The 22,953-nt window shown below is 72.7% G+C and carries 20 protein-coding genes and 2 pseudogenes; 9 read left to right on the top strand and 13 right to left on the bottom strand.

The window, feature by feature from the left end:
• Positions 1-10 precede the first annotated feature (10 nt).
• A complete protein-coding gene (locus AB0F03_RS20245) occupies positions 11-1,189 on the bottom strand; it encodes an ABC transporter ATP-binding protein (RefSeq protein WP_361993605.1) in 1,179 nt (392 codons plus the stop codon).
• Positions 1,190-1,422: 233 nt separating this feature from the next.
• On the opposite strand from AB0F03_RS20245, the gene AB0F03_RS20240 reads away from it, so the two are divergent.
• The 3 genes and pseudogenes from AB0F03_RS20240 to AB0F03_RS20230 form a co-directional block, all read left to right on the top strand.
• The gene (locus AB0F03_RS20240) at positions 1,423-2,520 is read left to right on the top strand and encodes a LacI family DNA-binding transcriptional regulator (protein ID WP_361993602.1); all 1,098 of its coding nucleotides are present in this window, start codon (positions 1,423-1,425) and stop codon (positions 2,518-2,520) included.
• 384 nt (positions 2,521-2,904) lie between these two features.
• Positions 2,905-3,075 carry a hypothetical protein gene (locus AB0F03_RS20235; protein ID WP_361993599.1) on the top strand — a complete coding sequence of 57 codons (171 nt, stop codon included), beginning with the start codon at positions 2,905-2,907 and terminating at the stop codon, positions 3,073-3,075.
• Between the two features lie 225 nt (positions 3,076-3,300).
• Positions 3,301-3,588: pseudogene (locus AB0F03_RS20230) on the top strand (TetR family transcriptional regulator); the annotation flags it as partial.
• A 106-nt stretch (positions 3,589-3,694) separates the two neighbouring features.
• Here the strand turns inward: AB0F03_RS20230 and AB0F03_RS20225 are convergent.
• From AB0F03_RS20225 to AB0F03_RS20200, 6 genes and pseudogenes are all read right to left on the bottom strand, one after another.
• Positions 3,695-4,912: pseudogene (locus tag AB0F03_RS20225) on the bottom strand (transposase).
• A gap of 136 nt (positions 4,913-5,048) precedes the next feature.
• Positions 5,049-5,420, bottom strand: a complete 372-nt coding sequence (locus AB0F03_RS20220; RefSeq protein ID WP_361993596.1) for a VOC family protein — start codon at positions 5,418-5,420, stop codon at positions 5,049-5,051.
• A gap of 170 nt (positions 5,421-5,590) precedes the next feature.
• Positions 5,591-6,085: a hypothetical protein gene (locus AB0F03_RS20215; protein ID WP_361993593.1), complete on the bottom strand. Its 495-nt coding sequence runs from the start codon at positions 6,083-6,085 to the stop codon at positions 5,591-5,593.
• A complete protein-coding gene (locus tag AB0F03_RS20210) occupies positions 6,069-6,560 on the bottom strand; it encodes an RNA polymerase sigma factor (RefSeq protein ID WP_361993590.1) in 492 nt (163 codons plus the stop codon). Before AB0F03_RS20210 ends, AB0F03_RS20215 begins: the two co-directional genes overlap by 17 nt.
• Positions 6,561-6,693: 133 nt before the next feature.
• Entirely contained in the window at positions 6,694-7,350 is a 657-nt protein-coding gene (locus tag AB0F03_RS20205) for a class F sortase (RefSeq protein WP_361993587.1), read from the bottom strand.
• The gene (locus AB0F03_RS20200) at positions 7,347-7,742 is read right to left on the bottom strand and encodes a sortase-dependent protein (RefSeq protein ID WP_361993585.1); all 396 of its coding nucleotides are present in this window, start codon (positions 7,740-7,742) and stop codon (positions 7,347-7,349) included. The genes AB0F03_RS20205 and AB0F03_RS20200 overlap by 4 nt, the downstream gene beginning before the upstream one ends.
• Before the next feature lie 248 nt (positions 7,743-7,990).
• Between AB0F03_RS20200 and AB0F03_RS20195 the strand changes: the two genes are divergently transcribed.
• Complete coding sequence (locus AB0F03_RS20195; RefSeq protein ID WP_361993582.1) at positions 7,991-8,605, top strand: hypothetical protein; 615 nt, start codon at positions 7,991-7,993, stop codon at positions 8,603-8,605.
• Here the strand turns inward: AB0F03_RS20195 and AB0F03_RS20190 are convergent.
• Together AB0F03_RS20190 and AB0F03_RS20185 are read right to left on the bottom strand one after the other, a co-directional pair.
• A complete protein-coding gene (locus AB0F03_RS20190) occupies positions 8,589-9,251 on the bottom strand; it encodes a response regulator transcription factor (protein ID WP_361993579.1) in 663 nt (220 codons plus the stop codon). The two genes, AB0F03_RS20195 and AB0F03_RS20190, sit on opposite strands and share 17 nt — an antisense overlap.
• Positions 9,248-10,537: a histidine kinase gene (locus tag AB0F03_RS20185; protein ID WP_361993576.1), complete on the bottom strand. Its 1,290-nt coding sequence runs from the start codon at positions 10,535-10,537 to the stop codon at positions 9,248-9,250. Before AB0F03_RS20185 ends, AB0F03_RS20190 begins: the two co-directional genes overlap by 4 nt.
• A 363-nt stretch (positions 10,538-10,900) precedes the next feature.
• Between AB0F03_RS20185 and AB0F03_RS20180 the strand changes: the two genes are divergently transcribed.
• A complete protein-coding gene (locus AB0F03_RS20180; RefSeq protein ID WP_361993573.1) occupies positions 10,901-12,394 on the top strand; it encodes a dienelactone hydrolase family protein in 1,494 nt (497 codons plus the stop codon).
• A 259-nt stretch (positions 12,395-12,653) separates the two neighbouring features.
• Here AB0F03_RS20180 and AB0F03_RS20175 read toward each other — a convergent pair whose 3' ends face one another.
• The gene (locus AB0F03_RS20175) at positions 12,654-13,481 is read right to left on the bottom strand and encodes a MarR family transcriptional regulator (protein WP_361993570.1); all 828 of its coding nucleotides are present in this window, start codon (positions 13,479-13,481) and stop codon (positions 12,654-12,656) included.
• Positions 13,482-13,960: 479 nt separating this feature from the next.
• On the opposite strand from AB0F03_RS20175, the gene AB0F03_RS20170 reads away from it, so the two are divergent.
• A complete protein-coding gene (locus tag AB0F03_RS20170) occupies positions 13,961-14,143 on the top strand; it encodes an SflA family class IV lanthipeptide (protein WP_315877511.1) in 183 nt (60 codons plus the stop codon).
• A gap of 2 nt (positions 14,144-14,145) precedes the next feature.
• Positions 14,146-16,683, top strand: a complete 2,538-nt coding sequence (gene lanL / locus AB0F03_RS20165) for a class IV lanthionine synthetase LanL (protein ID WP_361993567.1) — start codon at positions 14,146-14,148, stop codon at positions 16,681-16,683.
• Between the two features lie 701 nt (positions 16,684-17,384).
• On the opposite strand, the gene AB0F03_RS20160 is transcribed toward lanL, so the two are convergent.
• Positions 17,385-18,317 carry a serine hydrolase gene (locus AB0F03_RS20160; protein WP_361993564.1) on the bottom strand — a complete coding sequence of 311 codons (933 nt, stop codon included), beginning with the start codon at positions 18,315-18,317 and terminating at the stop codon, positions 17,385-17,387.
• Positions 18,314-19,294 (bottom strand): LysR family transcriptional regulator, encoded by a 981-nt coding sequence (locus tag AB0F03_RS20155; RefSeq protein ID WP_361993562.1) that lies wholly within the window; start codon positions 19,292-19,294, stop codon positions 18,314-18,316. Before AB0F03_RS20155 ends, AB0F03_RS20160 begins: the two co-directional genes overlap by 4 nt.
• A gap of 126 nt (positions 19,295-19,420) precedes the next feature.
• Here AB0F03_RS20155 and bla point away from each other — a divergent pair, with 126 nt between their 5' ends.
• The gene (gene bla, locus AB0F03_RS20150; protein WP_361993559.1) at positions 19,421-20,350 is read left to right on the top strand and encodes a class A beta-lactamase; all 930 of its coding nucleotides are present in this window, start codon (positions 19,421-19,423) and stop codon (positions 20,348-20,350) included.
• Positions 20,351-20,356: 6 nt separating this feature from the next.
• On the opposite strand, the gene AB0F03_RS20145 is transcribed toward bla, so the two are convergent.
• A complete protein-coding gene (locus AB0F03_RS20145) occupies positions 20,357-20,650 on the bottom strand; it encodes a hypothetical protein (protein WP_361993556.1) in 294 nt (97 codons plus the stop codon).
• 875 nt (positions 20,651-21,525) lie between these two features.
• Here AB0F03_RS20145 and AB0F03_RS20140 point away from each other — a divergent pair.
• Positions 21,526-22,944, top strand: a complete 1,419-nt coding sequence (locus tag AB0F03_RS20140; RefSeq protein ID WP_361993554.1) for a cytochrome ubiquinol oxidase subunit I — start codon at positions 21,526-21,528, stop codon at positions 22,942-22,944.
• Positions 22,945-22,953: the final 9 nt, after the last annotated feature.

Genomic DNA, 22,953 nt, shown 5'->3' with positions numbered 1-22,953 from the left:
CCGCCTGTCGTCAGCGCGAGGTGAGGGAAACCGGGTCCGCTGCGGTCGCCGGAGTGGCGGGGGCGGTGGTGAGCAGGTAGGAGTGGTCGGTGGCCCAGGAGAGCCAGACGGACTCGCCGCGGGACGGGGACGCGCAGGCGCTGCCGTCGTTGGGCTGGAAGACCGTCATCTCCGCTCCGATGCTGGTGTCCACCGTGTAGCTGGTGGAGGTACCGAGGTAGACCACCTCCCGGACGGTGCCGCGGACGCGGCTGGCGGTGTCGGCCGGTTCGGTGGTCAGCGTGATCTTCTCCGGCCGCACGGTGAGTTCGACGGTCGCGCCGGCCACGTGGGAGCCACGCAGCGGTACCGTGACGCGCTCGCCGCCGCCGAGATCGAGCACCCCGGTTGCCGCCCCGACGGAGGTCAGGCGACCGCGGATCAGGTTGGAGGTGCCGATGAACCCGGCGACGAACGCGGTGGCGGGCCGCTCGTAGACCTCCTGCGGCGGGCCGACCTGCTCGACCAGGCCGTGGTTCATCACCGCGATGCGGTCGGACATGGTCAGAGCCTCGGCCTGGTCGTGCGTGACGTAGATGAAGGTGATGCCGACCTCGCGCTGGATGCGCTTGAGTTCCAGCTGCATGCTCTGCCGGAGCTTGAGGTCGAGGGCGCCGAGGGGTTCGTCCAGCAGGAGCGCACGGGGGCGGTTGACCAGGGCACGGGCGAGGGCGACCCGTTGCTGCTGGCCACCGGAGAGCTGGCGGGGATGCCGGTCGGCCTTGTCGGCCAGTTCGACGGTGTGCAGCATCTTCTCGACCCGGTCGCGGATCTCGTCCTTGGGCACGCGTTTGCGGCGCAGGCCGAACGCCACGTTGTCGGCGACGCTCAGGTGCGGGAAGAGGGCGTAGGACTGGAAGACCATGTTGATGTCGCGCCTGTCGGCGGGCACGCCGACCATGTCGCGGCCGTGCAGGAGGATCTGCCCACCGGTCGGTTCCTCGAAGCCGGCGATCATCCGCAAGGTGGTGGTCTTGCCGCAGCCGGAGGGGCCGAGGAGCGAGAAGAACTCGCCCTCGCCGATGGCGAGATCGACGCCGCGCACGATCGCCGCTTCCCGGGTGCCGGCGCCGCCGAAGTCCTTGACCACGTCGACGAGGGTGATGGCGGGGCCAGCGGCTGGTGGCGGCGAGAGGGTGTCGGTTGCCATCCGTGATACCTCCGGTGTTCGGGGCGTGCGATCGGGGCGGACGCGGGCAGGGGACGTACCGTGGCCGGCCGTGGAAAAGGCGGGCCGGGCCGGTCTCGGCGAAGATTGATAACGTTACCAACGGGCTTGACCTTACCCACGGACAGGCATCGTCCGTCAATGGTTGAATGGCCTCGAATTTCATCGGCCGGTTCCTCGGTCTCCGCCCAGCCGTCACCCACGAGAGATCGCCCATGCCCAACACCCCACGGCCGCCGCGACGCGTCACCATCCCCGACGTCGCCCGGCACGCCGGCGTGGGACAGGCCACCGCCGCCCGTGTCCTCGGCGGATACGGCTCGTCCAGCGCGGCCACCCGGGAACGGGTGCTGGCCGCCGCCGCCGAACTGGGCTACAGCACCAACGCGGTGGCCCGCAGCATGATCAGCGGACGCACCCACACGCTGGGCATGGTCGTCGCCGACGTGGAGAACGCCTACTTCGCCCGCGCGGTGCGCGGCGTCACCGACGTCGCGGCCAAGGCCGGCCTGCACGTCATCCTCGCCAACAGCGACGAGAAGGGCGACACCGAGAGGTCCGCGGTGCAGATGTTCATCGAGCGGCGCGTGGACGGCCTGGTCGTGGCGCCCGCCGCGACCGACCACGAGCACCTCGACAGGGCCGTCGCCGCGGGCATCCCCGTGGTCCTCCTGGACCGCGCACTGAGCGGCGCCACGCTGGACACGGTCGTCGTGGACAACCGCGGCGCCGCCAAGGCGGCGGTCTCCAGGTTCACCGACGCGGGCCACACCCGCATCGCCGTGATCACCTCGGCGTCCCCCGACGAGAACACCGCACAGCTAGCACCCGGTGCCGACATCTGGACCACGACCGAACGCCTCACCGGCTACCGGCAGGCCCTGCGCGCCGCCGGCATCCCCCGCGGGGCCGAGCTGATCCGCCACACCGGATACGACCGCACCTGGGCGCGCTCAGCCGTGCTGGACCTGATGAGCTCGCCCGACCGGCCCACCGCACTGTTCACCACCGACAACGTGGCCACGCTCGGAACCCTCGACGCCCTGCTCGACATCGACGCCCACATCCCCGGCGATGTCTCGGTCATCGGCTTCGACGACGCCGAATGGGCCACACTCGTCCGGCCGAGGCTGAGCGTGGTCAGCCAGCCGGTGCAGGAACTGGGCGGACTGGCCGCCGACATCCTCGTCCGCCGAATCAACGGCTCCACGGCCCGTCCTCGCCGGCACACCCTGCGCGCTGTGTACGTGCCGCGCGAGTCCACCGGTCCCGTGCCCGCGCGGGTACGGCGCCTGCGGGCGCCGGGGCAGTGACGCGCTCACCGGTCCGGTGCCGACCGACAGGACAGGGGTTCGACGCGGGCGGCCGGTACACCTCGATCACCCCTGCTCGGTACCACCGTGCCCGCCGGCGACAGCAACAGCCCCTCGTCCGCCCGGCGAAGGGGTGCGGCCGGTGAACGTGTACGTTCTGGTGGTGCTGATGGCAGCGGCGATGGTGGGGTGGTGCCAGAAGGCCGCGGGCGCCTGCCCATCCACGGCGTTCGCCGCCGCGCTGTTCACCGACCACACGCGTCGGCGTTGTACCGGTGGACGGAGGTGCCGCGAGTCCGTGTACGTCGTCGTGCGCACCCGCACCTGCAAGCACCCCGCACGGCCCGGCCGGAGGCCGGCCACTCAGAGAAAGCAGACCGCACCGTGTTCCAGGAAACCCCCATCTTCAGCCGCCTCGTCGCCGAGCGCGGCGACATCCCCAACCAGGTACGCGGTGAAGCCGACCGCATACACCGCGACCTGGCACGGGTGATGCCTTGGGTATCCGCGTCGGACCTGCCCGCCCGCCCCGTGCAGGACACCACGAGATGGTGACGGTGCGGACGTGGCGCGGTCCCTCCCGCTCGTTCGCCGCCGCGTCCCGCCCGAGTGAAGGACAGCCCGCCCTGGCGCCGGGGGACCGGACCGCTGCCGTGCCCTCGGCCGGATCGAGAGCTGGCCGCCCGCGGCGCACACGGACCTGATCTGAGCGAGCAGGTCGTGTACGGGAACCAGTAAGTCCCCGTACACGACCACCGGTTGCGGATCAGCGACGAGCCGAACCGCGAACTCGGCCCCCGCCTCGAAGCAGCCGTGGCAGCCAGCACCGAACTCCAGGAGCGCGACGCCCTCAAGAGCGTCGGTCTCGCGGCCGCCATGACGGCCGCGCTCATCGCCCGCGGTGTCCCCGACCCGACTGCGCATCTCGCGGGTGAGCTGGGAGTCCTCGCGTTCAAGCGGGGCTGCGCACAGTGGTCCGAAGGCGATCGTGATGACACGGAAGGGCTCGCGCCGCATGCACTGGCAGCCCTGGACGACCTGCGCGCGGCAACCGCGTCGCTGGGCTGATCGGTGCCGCCCGGCCGGGGCCGACCAGGCCCGGGCCGCGCCTGGTGCCGCGTCGCATGGCCTGACCTGCCGCAACAGGTTCGGAAACAGGCACTGATCTTGTTCTTTATGGTCTGAGTTGGTTTCGTTCGGTGATGCTCTCGGGCCGTTTCACGGTCTCGCCCACGTCGTAGTGGGTGGCGGGCCGCCGGTTCTTCGCGCCACGTGGCCTTCCAGGGCCGGGAGTTGAGGGTTTCGGTGCACGGGCCGGACAGTGCAGGTGCGGGCGGAGGTTCCGAAACCCCCGGCGGACTCGGGCCGGGGTGAGCCGGCCGGGCTCAGCGGGCTTTTCCCACGGCCGCCGCAAGTCGGCGACTGCCCCGCGCAGAAGGCGGATCTGGGTGTGCGCGGCGATGATCAGCCAGGTCCAGCGCTCGCCGGCCTCGGGGGTTCGCAGCTTCGGACGGGTCCAGCCGAAGGTCTGCTTCATCAGCCTGAAGAGGTGTTCAATGTCGAATCTCCTCAGGAACGCCTGCCAGCGCACGTCGACGTCCTCGCCGTTCAGGCCGGTGGCCGACGACCAGAGCCAGAGCGGGAGCGGGTCGCCTCCGCCGGGCAGGCGGTCGACCTGGAGGCGGAGCAGCCCTCGATGATGGGGAGTTCGCCGGTGTGGTCGATCCACGCGGAGCGGGTGGTCAGGCGGGGGTGGATGCCGTCCCAGGCCATCGCGCGGGCCGTGCCGTACCGGTCGGTGACCTGCACGGTTGCCGCGTCCGGCTCGCCCCAGGTCTCCGGCTCGGCGAAGCGGAACTCCTTGCCGTGCTTCGGCCGGCGCCCGCCCTGGGGCTAGGCCAGGGCGTACTCGGACGGCGTCCAGCAGTTGACACCAGGTGGTCCGGCCCGTTTCTAGGGCGGCGACGAAGGAGTAGGGCCAGCCGGGGATCGTCTGGTCGGAGGAACGGCCGTTGCGGCCGTAAATGCGGCAGAACAGGCGGTCCGGGCTGGTCGGCGCGTCGGGGCGGAGTCAGTTGCTGACATCGACCGCCAGGACCAGGCGCCCGTCGGCGGCCCACGGCATCGGCAGACCGGCCAGCACCTGACGTAGCCGGGGCACGTCCACGCTCCCGCGGTTCAACGCCTCGTACATCGCGCCGTGCCCACGCCGGTGCTCGGCCACCAGCGTCAGGTCCGCCGGCGACGTCACCGGACCGTCCGCGCACAGCAACGCGTCCACGAGCTCGAACAGCTCTTCCCCACGCGCGGTCAGGCAGTCGAATAAGTCCTCCCGGAAGCGTGACGCTTGCGCGAACGCCTCCCCGGAACCGGCGTCAGGCAGCAGACTCACCTTCACGGCCTTCGTCTCGATCGGTGCACCTTGGTCGGAGCACATGATCAGACGAAGGCCGCCCCAGCGTCCGGCGAACACCCACGTCAGCGACCCAGTTCGAGCCATTTTCGACGCCGGACCTCAAATGGCAAGGTCAGGCTCCCTCCGGAGTGATCAGGCAGAAGGGATGGCCGACGGGGTCCTCGTAGACGCGGTAACCGATCGGCTTGTCCGAACCATCTAGCAGCGTCGCACCGAGGGCGAGCACCTGGGCCTCAGCTGTATCGAGGTCAGCGACCATCACGTCGATGTGCATTTGCTGAGGGCGCGCGGAATCCTTCCACCGCGGCGCGCGAAAGTCGTCTACCTGCTGGAAGGCGACCACCGGGGCGCCCGCCGCGTTCTGGAGCACGACGAAGTCGCCGGTGTCCGCCTGCCGTGAGAGCGACAGCAGCTTCTCGTAGAAACCGGCGAGCTCATCCGGGTCGGGGCAGTCGATGACAATGGTGTACAGGCGTCCGATCATCCGGCTCACTTTGCCACTGGCCCGCGATCGGGCCAAACGGTAGGTGTCCAGCCCAAGGTTGAAGAACAAGCTGATGCTCCGGCGCCTGGCGGCTACGCGCTGGTGAGCGTACTTCCATCAGGGCACGCCGGCCGCCCGAGCCCGGGACACGGCCCGCCCCCGGCCGCCGGTTACCTGCGGCTGGTTGCCTCCGGTGTGGGGTACGCCGGGGCCTGCTCCCGCGACGTCGCCGGGCGGCGCGGGCCGGTCCGGGGCGTTTTACGGGAGCCGGGGGTGGCCGTGGGGCTCGGCGCGCGGCTCGCGAGCGCGTCGGCGCCGGTGGTCTTGCGGGGGGCCGGGGTGGCGGAGTCCGAGGCCGGTGCGGTCTGTCCCGGCGGGGGAGTGGGGCCCGGCGCGGTCGCGGGGGGCGGCGGAGCGAGCGGAACCGTCGGTGTCGCGGGGCCGGACGAGCCGGACAGGTGCAGCGGCAGTGCGACGAGGGCCGCCGCCGCGCACGTCAGGGCCGCCCCGGCGGCGGCGCGCAGCAGCTTGCGGCGGGTCGCCGTGCGGCGGATCGCCTCGTAGCGGCCGGGTGGCGGGCCGAGATAGTCGGCGGGCGGCCGGAGGACCACCATGAGCGGGTCGTCGGACGCGGACTCCGGGTCGTCGTCAAAGCGAGTGGTCAAGGTTTCTCCTCAGGTGGACGCGGAGCAGTTCCCGGGCCGCGTGCAGGTCGGCCTTGACGGTTCCTTCCTTGCGTCCGGTCAGTGCGGCCACCTCCCGGATCGGCATGTCAGCGTAGTAGTGGAGGAGGATCGGTACGCGCAGTCGTTCCGGCAGGGACTGCACGAGCAGGCGCACCGAGGGATCGCTCTGTTCGGCGTGGGGCCTGAGCGATGCCTCGGTGGTGGCGCGGCGTACGGCCCGGCGTTCGCGCTCGAGCTTGCGCCAGTGGTCGCGGACGATGTTGGCCGCCGTCACGTAGAGGAACCCGCGGGGCTCCTCCACGGACGTCCAGCGGGCCCAGAGCCGGGTGAACGCCTCGGAGGCGATCTCGTGGGCCGTCTCGTCGTCGTCGACGAGGCGGCGGCACCAGCCGGCGAGGCGCGGGTACAGGGCGGCGAACAGCTCGGACGCTGCCTTGTCGCGGGACCGTTTCAACGCTCTCCAGGGTCGGGGTGCCGGGTCGGGCACGGGTGGGGGCTGTGGGCGGGCCGGCGCCCCGCGGGGGGATGACGCCGGGCCGGTGGTGTGGCGTTCGCCGGCCCGGCCGCCGCCGCGGGATGCCGGCCCGTCACGGACCGGTGGAGCTGACGCGAGCGAAGACGATCACGTTGTCACGGTAGCCGTGGCCGTCGCGCGGCCCGCCGCAGGTGATGAGCCGCAGCTCCGGGCGGTCCACGTTCCCGTAGACGTCTTCGGTCGGGAAGTGCGCCTTGGCCACCGTGCGGAGGGCGGTGACGGCGAACTCCGCCTGCGTACCGTTCTCCAGGCGGGCCACGATCCTCTCGCCGGTCCGCAGCCGGTCCAGGTGGCGGAAGACTCCGTCGCCGTAGGAGCCGACCGTGACGTGGCCGAGGATCACCGACGGTCCGCGCTGACCCGGCGTCGGCGAATTCCGGTACCAGCCCGCCCGGTCGTGTGCGGTGACCGGGGGGACCTGCACGGTGCCGTCCGGTGCCAGGCCGAGGCTGAGCAGCGGGGTGTCGACCCCGATGGCCGGGATGCGGAGCCGGACCGGTACCGAACGGCGCAGCGGGCGCGGGGCGTCGCCGGCGCCCGGCGGCGTGGCCGACGGCCTTGCCTGCGCGGTGCCTTCGGCGCCCGGGGTGCCGTGGTGGGTGCCCGCCGGGTGGGCGGGCGCGGGCCGGCCGGTCCCGACACCGCCGCAGCCGGCCAGCAGCGCGGTCAGTGCCGCGCCACCGAACGCGCGCCTGGAGAGCGGTGTCATGCCCCGGTCGCCCGGCGGCGGACGACGAAGACGGCTCCGCCGGCCAGCACCAGCGCCGCACCGGCGGCGCCGCCGCCGATCAGCCCGTCCCGGGAGCCGGAGTCCGTGGCGGGCGTGGTGACGCCGGTGTCGGGTGCCCCCGCGGGCACCTTGTCGACCTGGCCGCGGGCCGGGACCCTGGCGGGTCCGGTGCGCGGCCCGCGGCCGTGCTCGGTGCTGTCCTGGGCGGGGGCGCTGGGGACAGGGGTGGCGGCCTTGGACGGGGCCTGGGTGGGGGTGGCGACCTTGGAAGGGGCCTGGGTGGGCTTGGTCCCGTCGGCGAAGGCGGGCACGGTGCCCGCCAGCACGGCGGTGCACGCGAGTGCCGTGGCACTGAGGACGGTTCGGCGCATCGGAGGACTCTCTCTCGTCGGCCGCCCGCACGGTTCGGCGGGCGGTTGCGGAATCGAGCGGAGAGACGAGGCGGGGCGGAACCAGGTTGTAAAGAGCGGGCAAAGTCGCGCGGTGACTGCATTCCAGCGGGTGATGCGTTCACCCCACGGCTGACGCGCGGGCCGGATACCGTACTAGGTCCCCGGCACGGAAGGGCGACGACGCCATGGACAGGTCTGCCTCTAAGAGTGTGGTCCGTGAGAGCCTCGTGCTGGGTGCGGCCCTGGTGTCGGTCGTGCTCTGCGCCACGGCCAGTGGTGCCGCTCCCGGGGACACGAGGGGGGACAAGGCGACGGTTGCCGTTGCCCGTGCGAGCGGCGAAAGCGGCTGTCCGGTTGTGTACTTCGACCTGGGCGAGACCCTCCTGCACACCGCGGACGACGGCAGCACCAGTTATCAGCCCGGCGCGGCCTCGTACCTGCGCTCCTTGCGCCAACGGCACATCGAAGTCGGCCTGATCACCAATGTTCCGTCCTCATGGGGCACGACCGACGCCGAGCGGGCCGCCAAGCTGAAAGAGGAGGTCGACGCGACGTGGCGAGGTCCGGTCCCCTTCGCCTGGGAGGACTTCGGGGACCGGATCCTCACTCCGCGTGCCGAGACCGAGCGCAAGCCGGCTCCGGTCCTTTGGCAGCGCGCGAAGGCCGACTCGGGCCGGTGCCGTGTCGTCTACGAGGCGGAAACGACCGAAGAGGTCATGGTCGCGTCTTCGCTGGGTTTCGTGTCGTACCAGGTCGGCCGACCTCACCGTCCCGCTTTCCTGCCGGTGGGGCTGATCGAACTCCTCCGGGCCCCGGGCGGCGGCGTCATGCCGGGTGGATGAGACGGTTTTCGTGGGCGAAGACCACGGCCTGTATCCGGTCGCGGAGTTCGAGCTTTTGCAGGATTCTCCCCAGATGGGACTTCACGGTCGCCTCCGCGAGGTACAGCGTGGCCGCGATCTCGGTGTTGGACAGGCCGCAGCCCACCTGGATGAGCACCTCGCGCTCACGGGCGCTGAGCCGGCTCAACCGCTCGTCGTGGGCGGCGCCGCTGCCGTCGGGGATGTGCGGGCGGAGGCTCTCCAGCAGACGGCGGGTGATCCGCGGGGAGACCACCGCGTCGCCCGCGGCCACGCTGCGTATCGCGGTGAGCAGTTCCTCGGGCCTGGTGTTCTTCAGCAGGAAGCCCGAGGCTCCGGCGTTGAGTCCGGCGAACGCGTATTCATCCAGGTCGAAGGTGGTGAGGATCAGTACTCTGCTCCGCGGGGAGATCCGGACGACCTGCCGGGTCGCCTCGATCCCGTCGGTCCCGGGCATCCGGACGTCCATGAGGACGACATCGGGGCGCAGTTCCCGGGCGAGGCGTACGGCCTGGACGCCGTCCGCGGCTTCGCCGACCGCTGCCATGTCGGGCTGGGCCTCCAGGACCGTGCTGAACGCCATCCGGAGCAGCGCTTCGTCGTCGGCGATCAGGATGCGGATCGTCATGCGGACGCCGCTCCGCTGCCGTCGAGGAACAGGCGGGTACGGACTCCCCAGCCGCCGCCCGGAAGCGGTCCGGCCTGCAACTTCCCCCCGTAGGCGGCCGAGCGCTCGCGCATGCCGGGGATGCCGTGGCCGGATGGTGCGGTGCCGGGAGATGGTGGGCAGGGGCCGGTGTCGGTGACGTCCACTGTGACGGTCTCGGTCGAGCACCGTATCCGGACCTTCGCGTGGGTGCCGGTGGGCGTGTGCTTGAGGGTGTTGGTCAAGGCTTCCTGTACCAGGCGGTAGACGGTCAGTTGTGCGGTGGCAGGTATGTGGGTGTGGCCGCCCTGGACCTCGACGCGGGTCGGCAGCCCGGCGGCGCCCATCTGGTCGGCGAGGGCCCCCAGTTGCGCGATGCCGGGCAACGGGTGGCGCTCCGCGTCCGGTTCGTCGGTGCGCAGGATGCCCAACGAGCGGCGCATGTCGGTCAGGGCCTGCCGGCCCGTCTCGGAGATCTGGAGCATGGCGGTGGTGGCCTTGTCGGGCGACCGGTGCTGCGCGTAGACGGCGGCGTCGGTGAGCGCGACCATGACGGACAGGTTGTGGGTGACGATGTCGTGCATCTCCCGGGTGATACGTGTCCTCTCCTCGGCGACGGCCAGTCGGGCCTGCTGGTCCTGTTGTTGCTCCAGGCGTGCGGCCCGTTCCTCCAGGGCCGAGAGGTAGGCGCGCGTGGTCCGCGCGTTCACACCCAGGACGGCGGCGGCGACGACCATCGCGGTGACCGCGACGAAGGGGGTCAGGAATGCGCCTTCCGTCGCCCAGCGCAGGCAGGCCAGCAGGGCCCCGCCCTCCACGATGGCACCGGCGACAAGCGTGCCGCGCCGGCCCGAGTGCGCGGCCGCCGTGTGGAGAGCCACCAGCAAGGCGATGTCCGCCGGCAGTTGGACGTCCATCAGCCACTGGACGAAGGCCGCGGCTGCCACGGCGCCGAACGCCGTGAGCGGGGCCCGGCGCCGCCACACCAGGGGCAGCGCAAGGGCGGCGGTGAGGGCCACGGCCACCGGAAGCTCCTGCGGCGCGCGCGTGCTCACGATGTTGAGCAGGAGCAGCGCCGGCAACAGCGCGTCCCACACCATGGGCGGCAGCCGGAGGCACCAGCGCCGGGTTTTTCTCATCAGTCGCGCCGCTCGTACGGAGGTCAGGTCGGCGTACCTCTTCAGCCGTACGGCTGTCCTCGTGCGCCGCACGCGGTCCCGGTAGCGCACCGGGTGGGCATTGCCGGGCCCTGGGGGCGCCTCGGTCATCACACGTCCCTGTCGATTCAGCATCGTGGGGGCCCGGCCGGGGCCACCACCGCGTACAGCCGGAGCCGGGCCGGGTCGGGTGACGGGGAGCGCACACCTCGCGCTCCCCGGCGTGTACCGCGGCCCTGTCACGGTAGGCCGCGGGCCCGCGCAGCGCATGAGCCCACCGTCTGATGGCAACGCGCCGAGGTACGACCGCAGGAGGAGTCCCGCTACCTTCCGCGGTCGCACAGCGGCCGTTCACCTGGTGTGCCCGACTGCGACTCCGGTGGCACGGGAGAGATGTCCGGATGCGACTGTGGTCGCACGGGGGACATGCCTCGGATCGCGACTCCGGTTGCATGCGATGGCGACCCGGGATCGATGTGGCATCGTGTGCCCCGCCCTGAGGATGGCCGGGTGACCGAGATCATCGCGGGGCTGTACATGTCCCCTCTGGAATTCTTCGCCGTGCTGGGTGCCGCCGCGCTGGTGGTGGCGCGCTGGCTTCCCCCCGCTGCCCGCCCCCGCGTCACGATCGGGGCGGGGGCGGTTCTCGTGCTGTCCGCGATCGTGCTGAGCGTGGTGGGAATCCGCTGGCAGATGCTGCCCGTACTGGCAGGCGCCGCCGTCGCGTTGCCGTTCGCCCTCTCACCTGTGCTGCGGCGCCGTACCGACGGCCGGCCGGCGTGGCGGGCCCGGTGGTGGCTGGCGCTGCCCGGGTCGGTGGCCTGCGTCGGCCTGATCGCCGCGGGTCCGGTGGCCGCCTGGGCCTTTCCTGTACCCGTGTTCCCCGAGCCGTCGGGTCGTTTCGCGGTCGGCACCCGCGTGGCGCAGTGGACCGACCCACGCCGCCCCGAGAGCTTCACCGCCGACCCGCACGACCGGCGCACGGTCGTGGTCCAGCTCTGGTATCCGGCGAGGAAGAGCCCCGCGGGCGCGCAGCGGGCCCAGTACCTCGGACGCACGGAGCGCGAGGCGCGCATCGTCTCCGATGCCCTCGCCCGCGAGGTCGGCTTGCCCGGCTTCCTGGTCGACGGCGTCCCGCGTGCCCGCACCCATGCGGTCTTCAACGCCCCGGTGGCCGGTGGGAGCGGACGGTTCCCCGTCGTGCTGTTCTCTCCCGGGTCGGGCGGCGTGCGCACCCAGAACACCGCCTGGGCGGAGGAACTGGCCAGCCACGGCTATGTGGTCGCCGCCCTCGACCACCCGTACGACTCCGCTGCCGTCGTCCTCGCCGACGGCCGCACGATTCACGCCAAGACCGCCTCCACCGGGGACCGGGACCAGGACGACGAACTGGCGGCCGGCTGGACGGCAGTTCGGGCCGCCGACCTCAGCTTCGTCCTCACCCAGCTGGACCAGGTGGGCCGAGGCGAGATCACCGGTGCGCTGACCGGACGCCTGGACACCAGCCGGGTCGCGGTCACCGGCCACTCCATGGGCGGTGCCGCCGCCTTGCGGGCAGCCCGGCAGGACCGCCGGTTCGACGCCGTCATCGATCTGGACGGCTACCCCCACGGCTCCACCTCCACCCCTCTCCACCAGCCGACGCTCGCGCTCACCCAGGCCATCACCCCCGGGGCGGACCCGCGTTACCTGCCCCGCCTCACCAAGGCCCTCGGGCGCAGCACCGCAACGAGCTACCGGCTCACCATCCCCGGCGCCGCACACCTCACCTTCATGGACGGCCCCCTGTACCTGCCGCCCGTGCCCTCGATAGTCGGCTCCCTGGGCCGCGCCCAGAGCCCGCACGTCGTCGCCGCGACCACTCTCGCCTTCCTGGACATCACCCTGCGGCACGAACCCGGTGACCTGGCCGGCGTTCTGTCGGCCTACGGCGACCTCAGCGTCCACCACCCGGACAACAGCCGCTGATCTGCTGTGCCCGCGGCAGCCGACGGCACGGCCGATCCCCTCCCCTCCCGGCCGGAGTGCCGTCCGCGGTGCCGCCCCCGCCGCCGACGGTGGTTCAGGGACGGCTTGCCTCCGGCGCCCAGGCCGACCGACCTGTCGGCATCGGCATCGGCATGCGGCCGGGAAGTCGACGGTCGGGTCGAGCACCTCGGGCGGCAACACCGGGCCGCGAATGCGCCGTACCGGACCGCGTACTCCTCCTCCCGTCAGTCGCTGCTCGTCAGTGCGACCCCGCGGCCACCAGCGTCGCGGTGATGGGTTCGAGCTCGGCGGCCAGCTCGTCGAGCTCGGCGGGAGACAGGGCGTCGTACGGCGGGGCGGCGAGCTCGTCGGTGAGGGCTTCGACGCGTTGCTTGGTCTCGCGGCCGGCGTCGGTGAACCGGCCGCCGCAGTCGACGAGCCCGCGCTCGCGCAAGCCGTCCATGACCGCGGCCAGCCGCTCCGTCGGCAGGTGATGGAGGCGACCGAACGACTCCGGCGGGTGGATGCCGCGTGCCAGCGCGTCGAGGACGTGGGCCTCCGTGCCGCCGATGCGCGCGCCGACGAGAGCGGCGACGTGCCCGTCACCGCGGTGCTCGCGCAGCATGGTCGCGGAATGCCACAGCCGGGCGACCGGGTCGCTCGGCACCGGTAGGGTGCGCATCCCGGCGTACATCACCCGACCTTCTGTGGGCGCGCTCGTCGCGGCTTCGGTGGTCAGGTCGGCGGCGCGCACCAGGCCCGGGGAGCCGGCCAGCTCGTCGCCGAGGATCCGCCGTAGGGAGGCGGCGCTGCCCCGCTCCCGCGCGGCGACGGACGCCTCGGGCGGGATCGTCTCCCACGCGCTCGGGATGTGCCGCGCGGCTTCCCCGTCGGCGAAGCTGTAGAAGGCCGCGTGCACGACCTGCGCCGGCACCCGCCCCAGCGGCGCGGCGCGGCTGGCGAAGTAGCCGTCCCAGTAGGTGCGGTGCCCGAGCGCGGCCAGCTCCTCGTTGCACTCGTCGGCGAAGTAGGTGACCAGGCAGATCGGTTCCAGGAGCTCGAACATGCGGCGAGCGACGCGAGTCATGGCCTCCATCCTCCCTTGCGGTCAGGCCCCGTGGAGCAGTACGGGCCGCGAGACGAGCTCCTGGGTGCGGCCGTCGAACGTCCGCCTCTCCGGTAGCTCGACCACCTCTCCACTTCCTCCGTGGCGGTCCGGAGAAGCTCGCCTTGCGTACCGGTGCGCGCCGGTCGACGGGCTCGTCCGGCCAGGGCCGGAGAGGGGACGCAGCGGCGTGACCGTGGCCGTCACCGGTTCGGAGAGCAGTTCCTCCCCGCGTCCCTCGCCCGCGCCGACGTCTGACCCGTCGGTGGGGGTGGGGCGGCCTTCGGGCGAGGGCGGCACTGCTTCCGGGGGCATCTCCGGGAGGAGTGCCACCTGACCCCTTGTCAGCGAGTTCACCCCGTCCCTACCTTTGTGCAGCACGTTCTTGGCCCAGCGGGTCCACCGGCCCGTGTCGGGCCATTGCCTGTTCCTGAGCGCACGACACACCATGGAGGCGTCACATGCCCGTAGCCGTGCCGGATCTTCTGGAAGCCGACGGATTCCGCGACGCGGGTCCGCTGGAGATCGACGACGAGGCGATCGTGTTCGAGGATGACGACCGCGGCGACCGCGAGCACACGGCGTGTCTCGCCGACCCCTGGGTGACCGCCACCACCCGCTTCGCCTGTGACCTGAACTCGTAGTGGTGGCCGTTTCCATCGCCGGCCGCAGCGGTTGGTCCGACGACACGTGGTCGTACCTGAACGATCCGCGGATGCCGGCGATGGAACACGGCTGGAAACTGCACGTCTCGGCTCGTCCCGGTGACCTCGACGCCGTGACCCGGCTCGTCCTGCCGGTGCTGTCCCGGCACGTCTGCCACGCGAAGTTCGCCCGTGACCCGCAGACGCTGCGCCGCCTCAACTCCGGGGTGGTGAGCGCCGGAGCCGTCGGCAAGGCGATCACCGTCTACCCGCTGGCCGGCACCGTGGTCGAGGTCGCCCGGGAACTCGCCGCCGTACTGCGTGACCGGGAGGGCCCGCGGGTCGTCAGCGACCGGCGGGTCGACCCGAGAGCCCCGGTCTACTACCGCTACGGCCCCTTCACGGGCGACTACCGGACCGGCCGGAGCGGGCGGCTCGAATCCGTCATGACCGGGCCGGACGGCCGGATCTTCGACGGCCTGGCCGTCGGCCGCTACCGGTGCCCGCCCTGGGCCGAGGACCCCTTCGCGATCGGCTCCGGACACCGGGACGAGCCGTCCGCGCCCGGCTTCGGCGGCGGACGCTACACGGTCACCGCCGGCATCACGCGCGCACCCCGGGGCTACGTCTACCGCGCGGTGGACCGCACTTTCGGGCGGCCGGTGGTGGTCAAGCAGGCGAGGGCCTTCGTGGGCGAGGACGAATCCGGTACGGACGCCCGCCACCGGCTGCGCAACGAGCGCACGGTCCTCACCGCGCTCGACGGCGTCACGGGAGTGCCCCGCGCACTGGACTACTTCGCTCACGAGTCGGACGAGTACCTGGTGATGAGCAGCTGCGGCGACCGGGACCTGCGCCGTGAGGTCCTGCGCAACGGGCCCTACCGGGACGACGACACCCGGCCGGCGCGCACCCTGTCCGCCCTCGCCTCCCGGCTCCTCCACGTCCTGGACGCGATCCACGGCATGAACGTGGTCGTCCGCGACCTCAAGCCCGACAACGTCGTGCTCGACGACTCAGGCCACTGCCACGTGATCGACTTCGGGATCAGCGAGTGGGACGGCGCCGGGCCGGGAGGGGCGACCCCCGGATACAGCGAGCCGGTTCTGCGCGCGACCGGACCGGCCGCCCCCGCCGACGACCACTACGCCCTCGGCGCGACCCTCTTCTTCGCCGCCACCGGCATGGACCCGGTGATCGTCGACATCGGCCACGGGGTCAACCGGGACCGGACCCTGGCCTGCCTGGCATGGGCACTGCCCGGGCGCACCCACCGGGAGATCCGGTCGTCGATCACCGGCCTCCTGAGCTTCGACCCGGCCGTACGGACCGCCACCGCCGATCGCCTGCGCACCGGCACGACCGGGACCGCACGCCGGCCCGCGCGCCCCCGGATCGACAGCGACCTGCTGGACGAGATCATCGAGCACACGACCGCGTTCTGCGTCGGTGAAGCGCGCGCGATCGTGGACCCGGAACGGGCCGCACAGCTGAACGTCCCCACCTCGATCGACGTCTACGGCGGCAGTTCGGGACTCGGACTGGAACTCCTCCACCACGCGCACCGGCCCCACGTGCGTTCGACCGTCACCGCGTTGGCACGGTGGACGGCGGACCAGTCCAGGAACCTGCCACCCGGCTTCTACACGGGGCACACCGGCGTCGAACTCTTCCTCGCCGAGGCCGGGTTGAGGGAAGGGACCGACACGGACGGACGGTCCCGGTACCCCGCCCTGCCGGACCGCGCACCGGACGGCGGACCACCGGAGGCGGACCTGATCGCGGGCGCCGCCGGAATCGGCCTCGGCCGGCTGATGCTCGCCGGACACGCCCTCCGCTCCGGTCACCGAGACGCCGCGGACCGGCACCTCGCCGTCGCTGCCGACTGCAACCGGATGCTGGCGTCGGGTACCGCCCGACTGACCCCGACCGGTTCGGACACGGCCGGCGGCGCCGCACTCGGCGAGGGCATCGCGCACGGCGAGGCGGGCGTCGCCTGCTTCCTCCTCGAATACGGCGGCGCGACCGGCGACCCGGACGCGACCAGCCGCTCCGCGAAGGCCGCCGCACGCCTGGCCGCCGTGACACCGGACATCATCGCGGCGGCCGCCCAGCCGGGGGCGACACGCCGCTACGGCTCGTGGTGCCGGGGCCTGGCCGGCATCGGGACCGTACTCGTCCGGGCCGCCCAACGCCTCGACGAGCCCGGGTACCTCGACCTCGCCCAGCGGGCCGCGCGCGCCTGCGCCGCACTGGCACCGCGGATGCCGCTGGTCACACAGTGCTGCGGGCTGGCCGGAGTGGGCGACCTGATGGTGGACGTCGCGGAGGCGTCCGCGTCCGAGGAGTTCCGGGACGCGGCCGAGACCGTCGCCCTGCTCATCCTGAGCCGCAGCGGCGGCACCTGGTCCCGGCCCGTGTTCCCGGACACCGGCCTCACCCGGTCGAGTGCCACCTGGGCCGGCGGTTCCGCGGGCGTGCTGGCCTTCTTCAGACGCCTGCGCGACCGGGGTGGTCCGCGGCTCGGCCTCGTCGCCTGACGGCTGCCACCGGCGACGCGGTCACACGGGCGGCGGGACGGTCGGCCGGGGTATGACGCGACATGCCCTCACCGGCAACCATGCCGCTGACGTCAAGGTCACCCCGTACCCCGACGCCCCGCAGCCAGGTGGCACCGAGTGGGTCGAGAGACACCTCCCCTGAGGGTCGCAACCGGTCGAGCAGGCGGGTGCGCTGACTGGCAGTGCCGCAGGTCATCGACTGCCGCGAAGGCGCATGCCGCGATCACGGGTGTCAGCTCCAGCCCCCAGCCGCCTTCCCGGACTGCTGGGGCACGGCGGGCGGGGGAGCGCCGTCCTGGCGCCGGCCGGGCCTCGAGACTCACGCAGGTGCTGCCACCGGTGCCGGGCGCAGCGACCCGAGCGGAGGTCGCCGTTGCCACCCGGCACCCCCGACGCCCGCCGGACCGTCGCAGCAACGCGCGAGGCGAACTCGCCCTCTGCGCGTGCAGGCTGCTGTCCCGGTGCGGGACGGCTCCGCCTGGCCGTCACGGTCCCGGTCACGGTGTGACCGGGGGATGGTCCCGGGGTCAGGCTGATCGGCCAGAGCGCCGGCAAGTGCCCCCGTACCCGCGGGACCCCCCGGGAGCGGGGACATCTTCGCGCACCTTCCCCTCGGCGTCTCCCACCACGCCGTCACCCGTGCCCAGTTCATCGGCGAGACCACGGTGTAGACGCACCCGTCACGCCCGCAGCGCCTCGAACGCCTCCCGTCCCGCGGCGCCGATCGCCAGGTCCACGTCCGCGGCCAGCCCCGCGCGGCGGTCCGCCCGGGTCAGCGCCGCCATCGCCACCCGGTCCCCGGAGTCCGCCTCGACCACGCCGACCTCGTGCCGCAGGTGCAGGAACGTGCCGGTCTTCCCGCTCCACCGCAGGGTGTCCGCGCGCAGCTCGCCCGCCAAGCGGTGGGTGAAGACCTGTAGGCCCATCAGCCGGCGCAGCTCCGCCGTCGCCGGCGGCCCGGCGATCTCGTCGCGCCATACACGTTGCAGCAGGTCCACGAGTGCCGCGGCCGAACCGGCGTTGGCGTGCGCCGGGTCCAGGGTCTCGATGGTGTGCCGGCCGGCGTGCTCGTCCCGCAGGGCCAGTTCCAGCGCGAGGGAGAAGTCGTTGCCGGCGGCCCCGGCCGCACACTCGTACAGGTGGTTCATCCGGTGCCGCACCCGGATCCCGTCGCATCCCCACGCACGCAGCCGCGCGTCGACATCCGCCACCGGCACCAGGCCGAACAGCGCGTCCGCGGCGGCGTTGTCACTCACCGACAGCATCAGCAGCAGGTCGCCGACGGCGACCGTGGCCGGGTGCCGGAAGGCGGCGAGCCCGGTCGGACCGACGCTGCGCGTGCCCGGGTCCACCGTCACGGGGTGCGCCGGATCGAGCGCCCCGGTTGCGATCCGGTCCAGCACCACGAGGGCCAACGGCACCTTCACCACGGATGCCAGCGGTGTCGGCCGCGCGATGTCGAAGCCGAGTTGCTCGCCGGTGTCGAGGTTGCGGGCCAGGAAGGAGCCGCGGACGCCGAGTACGGCCCAGTCCGCGGCGATGCCCTCGGCGACGTCCAGCAGGTCACCGCGGCCGCCGGTGTACGCCGGGTGGTGCTCCGCCGCCGCGCTCATCCGCGCGCCGCCAGCCGCGCGGCGGAATCCTCGCCGTGGGTGTCGGGCCCGGGGCCGCCGCGTCGGCGGGGCACGGCGCCCACGGCTGACATAAGGGGTGTGGCCAGCCAGTCGGGCACGCCCTGCGGGCCGCCCCGGCCTTGGGCCGCGCCCACGTCGTAGCCCCGGTGCAGCGAGGGGTCGGCCAGGGGAGTCCATCGGACTCCGTGCTGCCGCGCGAACGGCTCGGAGCACAGCAGCAGCGCCCGCCCGGCGAGCGTCTCGGCGAGTGCGGTTGCCGTCGGACCGGCCGGCCGGATGCGCCCCTCGGGCAGCCCGGCGCGAGCCGCGGCACGCGTCAATCTGTCTTCGTAGGACGGAACTTGGTCCTCGGTCAGGAGCAGCAGGGAAGGTGTCGGGGCGGTGCGGTCCGCGGTGCGACCGCGGCGCGGCCGAAGCTCCTCTAGGTGGACGCCACGACGCCCGGCCCGGCTTCCGGCGGCATCCGGCTCCGGCGCGGACGCCAGACCCGCCGGGGCCCGGAACGCTCCCCGTTCCGGAGCGGTCCGCACCAGCGCGTACGCGAGGGAACCGTCGGCGAGGCCGGACTCCCGCTCCAGGGGCGGCAGTTCCCGCATGCCGAGGGTGATCCCCTGCTCGGCGCCGGCGCGGATGGCCCGGGCCAGCGCGGCCGGGGCGCAGTCCGCGGGCACTCCGACGACGCGCACCCGCGACCGCTGGGCCGAGCGGGCGACCTGCCGCAGTCGCTGCGCCCGGTCGAGCACGTCCCGCGCGTACGGAAGCAGCAGGACGCCCAGTTCGGTGATCACGATCTGCCGCCGGGTGCGGTCGAACAGCGGCCCGCCGAAGTACTCCTCCAGGGTCTTGATGCGGCGGCTGAGCAGCGGCTGGGCGATACCGAGCCGGTCGGCCGCGCGGGAGAAGCCCGCCTCTTCGGCCGTCGCCACGTACGCCTCCAGGTGGGCGAGCAGATCCATCCAGCACATATATCAATAGAGCATGGGACGTTCAAAGTTCCCTCTTGGACATGGAAGGGACGCGGCTGCTTCGCTGGGTCCGTCGTAGATCGACGCAGCCGACGCATCATCCGGGAGGACCCACCGATGACCAGCCCCGACCGACCCGCCCCACTGCCGCGCCGCTGTCTGCTCAAGGCCGGCCTCGCGGTCACCGGCGCCGCCGTGACCGCGACGGCCTTCGCCGCGCCCGCCGCCTCCGCGCGCCCCGGCGCCGATTCGTCCGCCGCACGGGCCGAGTTGGCCGAGCTGGAGGAGCGTTTCGGCGCCCGGCTCGGCCTGTACGCGCGCAACGTCCGCACCGGGCGGACCCTGGCCCACCGGGCGGGCGAGCGGTTCGCGATGTGCTCGACGTTCAAGGCGTTCGCCGCGGCGGCGGTCCTGCGCGACGCGGCCGGCCGCGCGCCACTGGACCGGGTGGTGCACTACCCGCCGCACGACAGCCTGCCCAACTCGCCGAAGACCGACGAGCACCAGGCGACCGGCATGACCGTCGCCGATGTGTGTGCCGCGGCCATCCAGTACAGCGACAACACGGCCGGCAACCTGCTGCTCCGGGAGATCGGCGGCCCGGCCGGTCTGACCCGGTTCTTCCGGTCGCTCGGCGACGAGGTGAGCCGGCTCGACCGGTGGGAGACCGAGCTGAACAGTGCGATCCCCGGCGACCCGCGCGACACCACGACCCCCCGGGCCGTCGCCGCGAACCTGGAGCGCCTCGTCCTCGGCCCGGCCCTGGCCCACCCCGACCGCGAGCGGTTCGTCGGCTGGCTGAAGGGCAACACCACCAGCGCGGCGCGGTTCAGGGCGGGGCTGCCACGGGGCTGGGTCGTGGCTGACAAGACCGGCACGGGTTCGCACGCGACGGCGAACGACATCGGTGTCGCCTGGACGACCCGCGGGACCCCGGTCGTGCTGGCCGTCCTGTCGGCCAAGCCCGGTAGGGACGCCCCGGTGGACGAGAAGCTCATCGAGGAGGCGGCCCGGATCGCGGCGCGCGTCGTCGCCCCCGGTGAATGAGCCGGCTCAGCCGAGGAGGTCGTCCGGGCGGACAGGGTGCGCCTCCAGGCCCGGCGTGGGAAGCCGCTCGGCGATCAGCTCCGGTGAGCCGACGACGTAGGTGCTGACCAGGTCCGCGTCCCCGCCCAGGCACCAGGCGCGGTCCGGTGGCCATCGCAGGTCGGGCAGCTCCGCGACCTCGGCCAGGACCACGGGGGAGACGGCGTCGGCAAGCCGGCCGGACAGCGGAACCTCGTCCCGGTACGGCGTCCCGACCACCGGGAACCGACCCCATTCCCAGCGTCCGTACCCAACTTCCACGGGGTCTCATCGATCACTCGCCGGCGCCGGCGCGCCAGGCACGTGACCAGCTCGGCGCGCAGACCGCGATCCGCTTCGGCCGCCGACCTCGCCCGCTGCCGCAACTCGTCGAGCTAGGCATCGGTAAGAGCCTGGACCCAGGCGATCATGCGCCGGTACCCGGCCTCATCCTCGTCGCGCAGCTGCTGGTCGTACCCCAGGGCGGGGCCGACGAGCCACCACCGGACGCCCCCCGCCCGCCTCCCGGGAGGCGGGCGGCCGCGCTGCGATGCGCGGCACACTGGCCCGTCTGCGGCCACGATGAGTCACTGACACCGCACCAGGAGGCGCCCACCCTGACGGGCCGAGCCGCGTCAAGGGATCGACCGGCATGATCGCCTGGCGGATCAACGTCCAGTGATCCGGGCTCAGGGCGCCCCCGGGGAGGGGAGACCCGTGGCCGTCGTCACTTCGTCCGGCCGCCGCCCCGCTGCGCTCCGCGCGGGCCAGTGGTCCCCGCTTCCTCGCCGGCGGGGCGCGCCGCTCGTAGTGGCGCAGCCTCCGCACGTTCACCGTGGCCGCCCCGGCCGTCTGCCCGCTGCGCAGGCCGACGCTCACCGGCGGCTCCCTGGCCGTGCCTGTCCGCGCGGCGGGCTCGCGGTGGTGCTGCGACTCGGATCTGTGTCGCGGCGTGAGGCCGCCGGCGTGGTGTTCGCCGAGAGCAGCTCTCCGGTCGGGTGGTGCCCGGCAGCTGAGGACGACCGGTGAGTGGGGCAGGGACGCCTGTGGTGGGTTTGCCTGGATGTGTGGCGGTTACTTCGGTGTGGCTGCGGGCTGGTACCGGTGACACTGAGGGAGCCTGTGGTGGTGGTTCCAGGGTGCGAGGGAGAGCGTTCGTGAACGACATCGCCGTGGGCTCTGATTCGTGGTCTCTCCTGGTCCTTGCTCGTGCCGCGACGGAGGGGGACCTGTCGGCGGCGCGAGCACAGATGGGCTTCTCGCTGGCCTGGCACATTGTGGTGGCCTGCCTCGGCGTGGGCCTGCCTGCCCTGACCCTGCTCGCGGAATGGCTGGGCATCCGCCGCGACGACCCCGCGCTGAAGCTGCTCGCGCGCCGTTGGGCGCGGGCCATGGGCGTGCTGTTCGCGGTGGGTGCGGTGTCCGGCACGATTCTCAGCTTCGAGATGGGACTGCTGTGGCCCGGCCTGATGGGGCGCTTCGGTCAGGTCATCGGGTTGCCCTTCGCGCTGGAGGGCATCGCGTTCTTCATCGAGGCCATCTTCCTGGGCATCTATCTGTACGCCTGGGACCGGATGCCGCCGCGCCGGCACCTGCTCACCGGTGTTCCCATCGTGATCGCGGGCACCGCCTCCGCCTTCTTTGTCGTCTGCGCCAACGCCTGGATGAACCAGCCGCGTGGCTTCACCCTGCGTGACGGCAAGGTAGTTCACGTCGACCCGTGGGCGGCCATGCTCAATCCGGCCAGCCCGCCGCAGACGGTGCACATGATCCTCGCGGCGTTCATGGTGGCCGCCTTCCTCACCGCCTCCGTCTACGCGGTTGCCCTGCTGCGGGGCCGACGCGACGCCTACCACAAGGCCGGGTTCATTCTTTCCTTCACCGTGGGGGCAGTGGTCGCGCCGTTCCAGATCGTGGTCGGCGACTGGGTAGCCCGGTTCCTGTCCGATTACCAGCCGGTGAAACTGGCCGCCATCGAGGGTGTCTACCGCACGGGTTCGCACGTCCCCCTCACCATCGGCGGGATCGCCGTCGACAACGGTCTCAGGTACGGGCTGGAGGTCCCCGACGGCCTGTCCCTGCTGGTCGGCTACCGGCCCGGCACGGTGGTCGAGGGTCTGGACCGGGTGCCCCGCAGTCAGTGGCCCGCCGTGACCGGAGTGCACTGGGCCTTCGACCTGATGGTCGCCGTCGGCTTCTTCCTGCTCGGGCTCGGCCTGTGGCTGCTGTTCGTCTGGTGGCGCACCCGCCGCAGCGGTGGCGGCCTGCTCGACCGGCGCGGCAGCCGACTGCTGCTCGCTCTCGTCGCGCTCGCCGGGCCCGCCTCCGTGGTGGCGCTGGAGAGCGGCTGGAGCGTCACCGAGCTGGGCCGGCAACCGTGGATCGTCTGGGGGGTGATGAGCGTACGGGACGCCGTCAACCCGGCGCCCGGACTCATGGTGGGCCTGTGGCTGGTCCTCGTGGTCTACGCGGCTATGACTGTCGCCACGGTGTACGTGCTGCGCCGGCTGGTCCGCGACACCCCCGTACCGGCCGCACCGCAGGAGGCGGACGTGCGCGGCTACCCCGTGGTCTGACGCCGGCCC

The sequence above is a fragment of the Streptomyces sp. NPDC028722 genome, assembly GCF_040637655.1.
Lineage (GTDB): Bacteria > Actinomycetota > Actinomycetes > Streptomycetales > Streptomycetaceae > Streptomyces.
The sequence above is the reverse complement of the archived record's forward strand: the minus strand, read 5'-3'. Positions and strand labels throughout refer to the sequence as shown.

Coding starts and splice junctions, on each gene's coding strand:
- AB0F03_RS20160 (WP_361993564.1), bottom strand. CDS start 18,317: ATGAGCGCGGCGGCGGAGCACCACCCGGCGTACACCGGCGGCCGCGGT.
- AB0F03_RS20155 (WP_361993562.1), bottom strand. CDS start 19,294: ATGGATCTGCTCGCCCACCTGGAGGCGTACGTGGCGACGGCCGAAGAG.
- AB0F03_RS20245 (WP_361993605.1), bottom strand. CDS start 1,189: ATGGCAACCGACACCCTCTCGCCGCCACCAGCCGCTGGCCCCGCCATC.
- AB0F03_RS20220 (WP_361993596.1), bottom strand. CDS start 5,420: ATGATCGGACGCCTGTACACCATTGTCATCGACTGCCCCGACCCGGAT.
- AB0F03_RS20185 (WP_361993576.1), bottom strand. CDS start 10,537: ATGACCGAGGCGCCCCCAGGGCCCGGCAATGCCCACCCGGTGCGCTAC.
- AB0F03_RS20180 (WP_361993573.1), top strand. CDS start 10,901: ATGTGGCATCGTGTGCCCCGCCCTGAGGATGGCCGGGTGACCGAGATC.
- bla (WP_361993559.1), top strand. CDS start 19,421: ATGACCAGCCCCGACCGACCCGCCCCACTGCCGCGCCGCTGTCTGCTC.
- AB0F03_RS20170 (WP_315877511.1), top strand. CDS start 13,961: ATGCCCGTAGCCGTGCCGGATCTTCTGGAAGCCGACGGATTCCGCGAC.
- AB0F03_RS20205 (WP_361993587.1), bottom strand. CDS start 7,350: ATGACACCGCTCTCCAGGCGCGCGTTCGGTGGCGCGGCACTGACCGCG.
- AB0F03_RS20200 (WP_361993585.1), bottom strand. CDS start 7,742: ATGCGCCGAACCGTCCTCAGTGCCACGGCACTCGCGTGCACCGCCGTG.
- AB0F03_RS20240 (WP_361993602.1), top strand. CDS start 1,423: ATGCCCAACACCCCACGGCCGCCGCGACGCGTCACCATCCCCGACGTC.
- AB0F03_RS20190 (WP_361993579.1), bottom strand. CDS start 9,251: ATGACGATCCGCATCCTGATCGCCGACGACGAAGCGCTGCTCCGGATG.
- AB0F03_RS20175 (WP_361993570.1), bottom strand. CDS start 13,481: ATGACTCGCGTCGCTCGCCGCATGTTCGAGCTCCTGGAACCGATCTGC.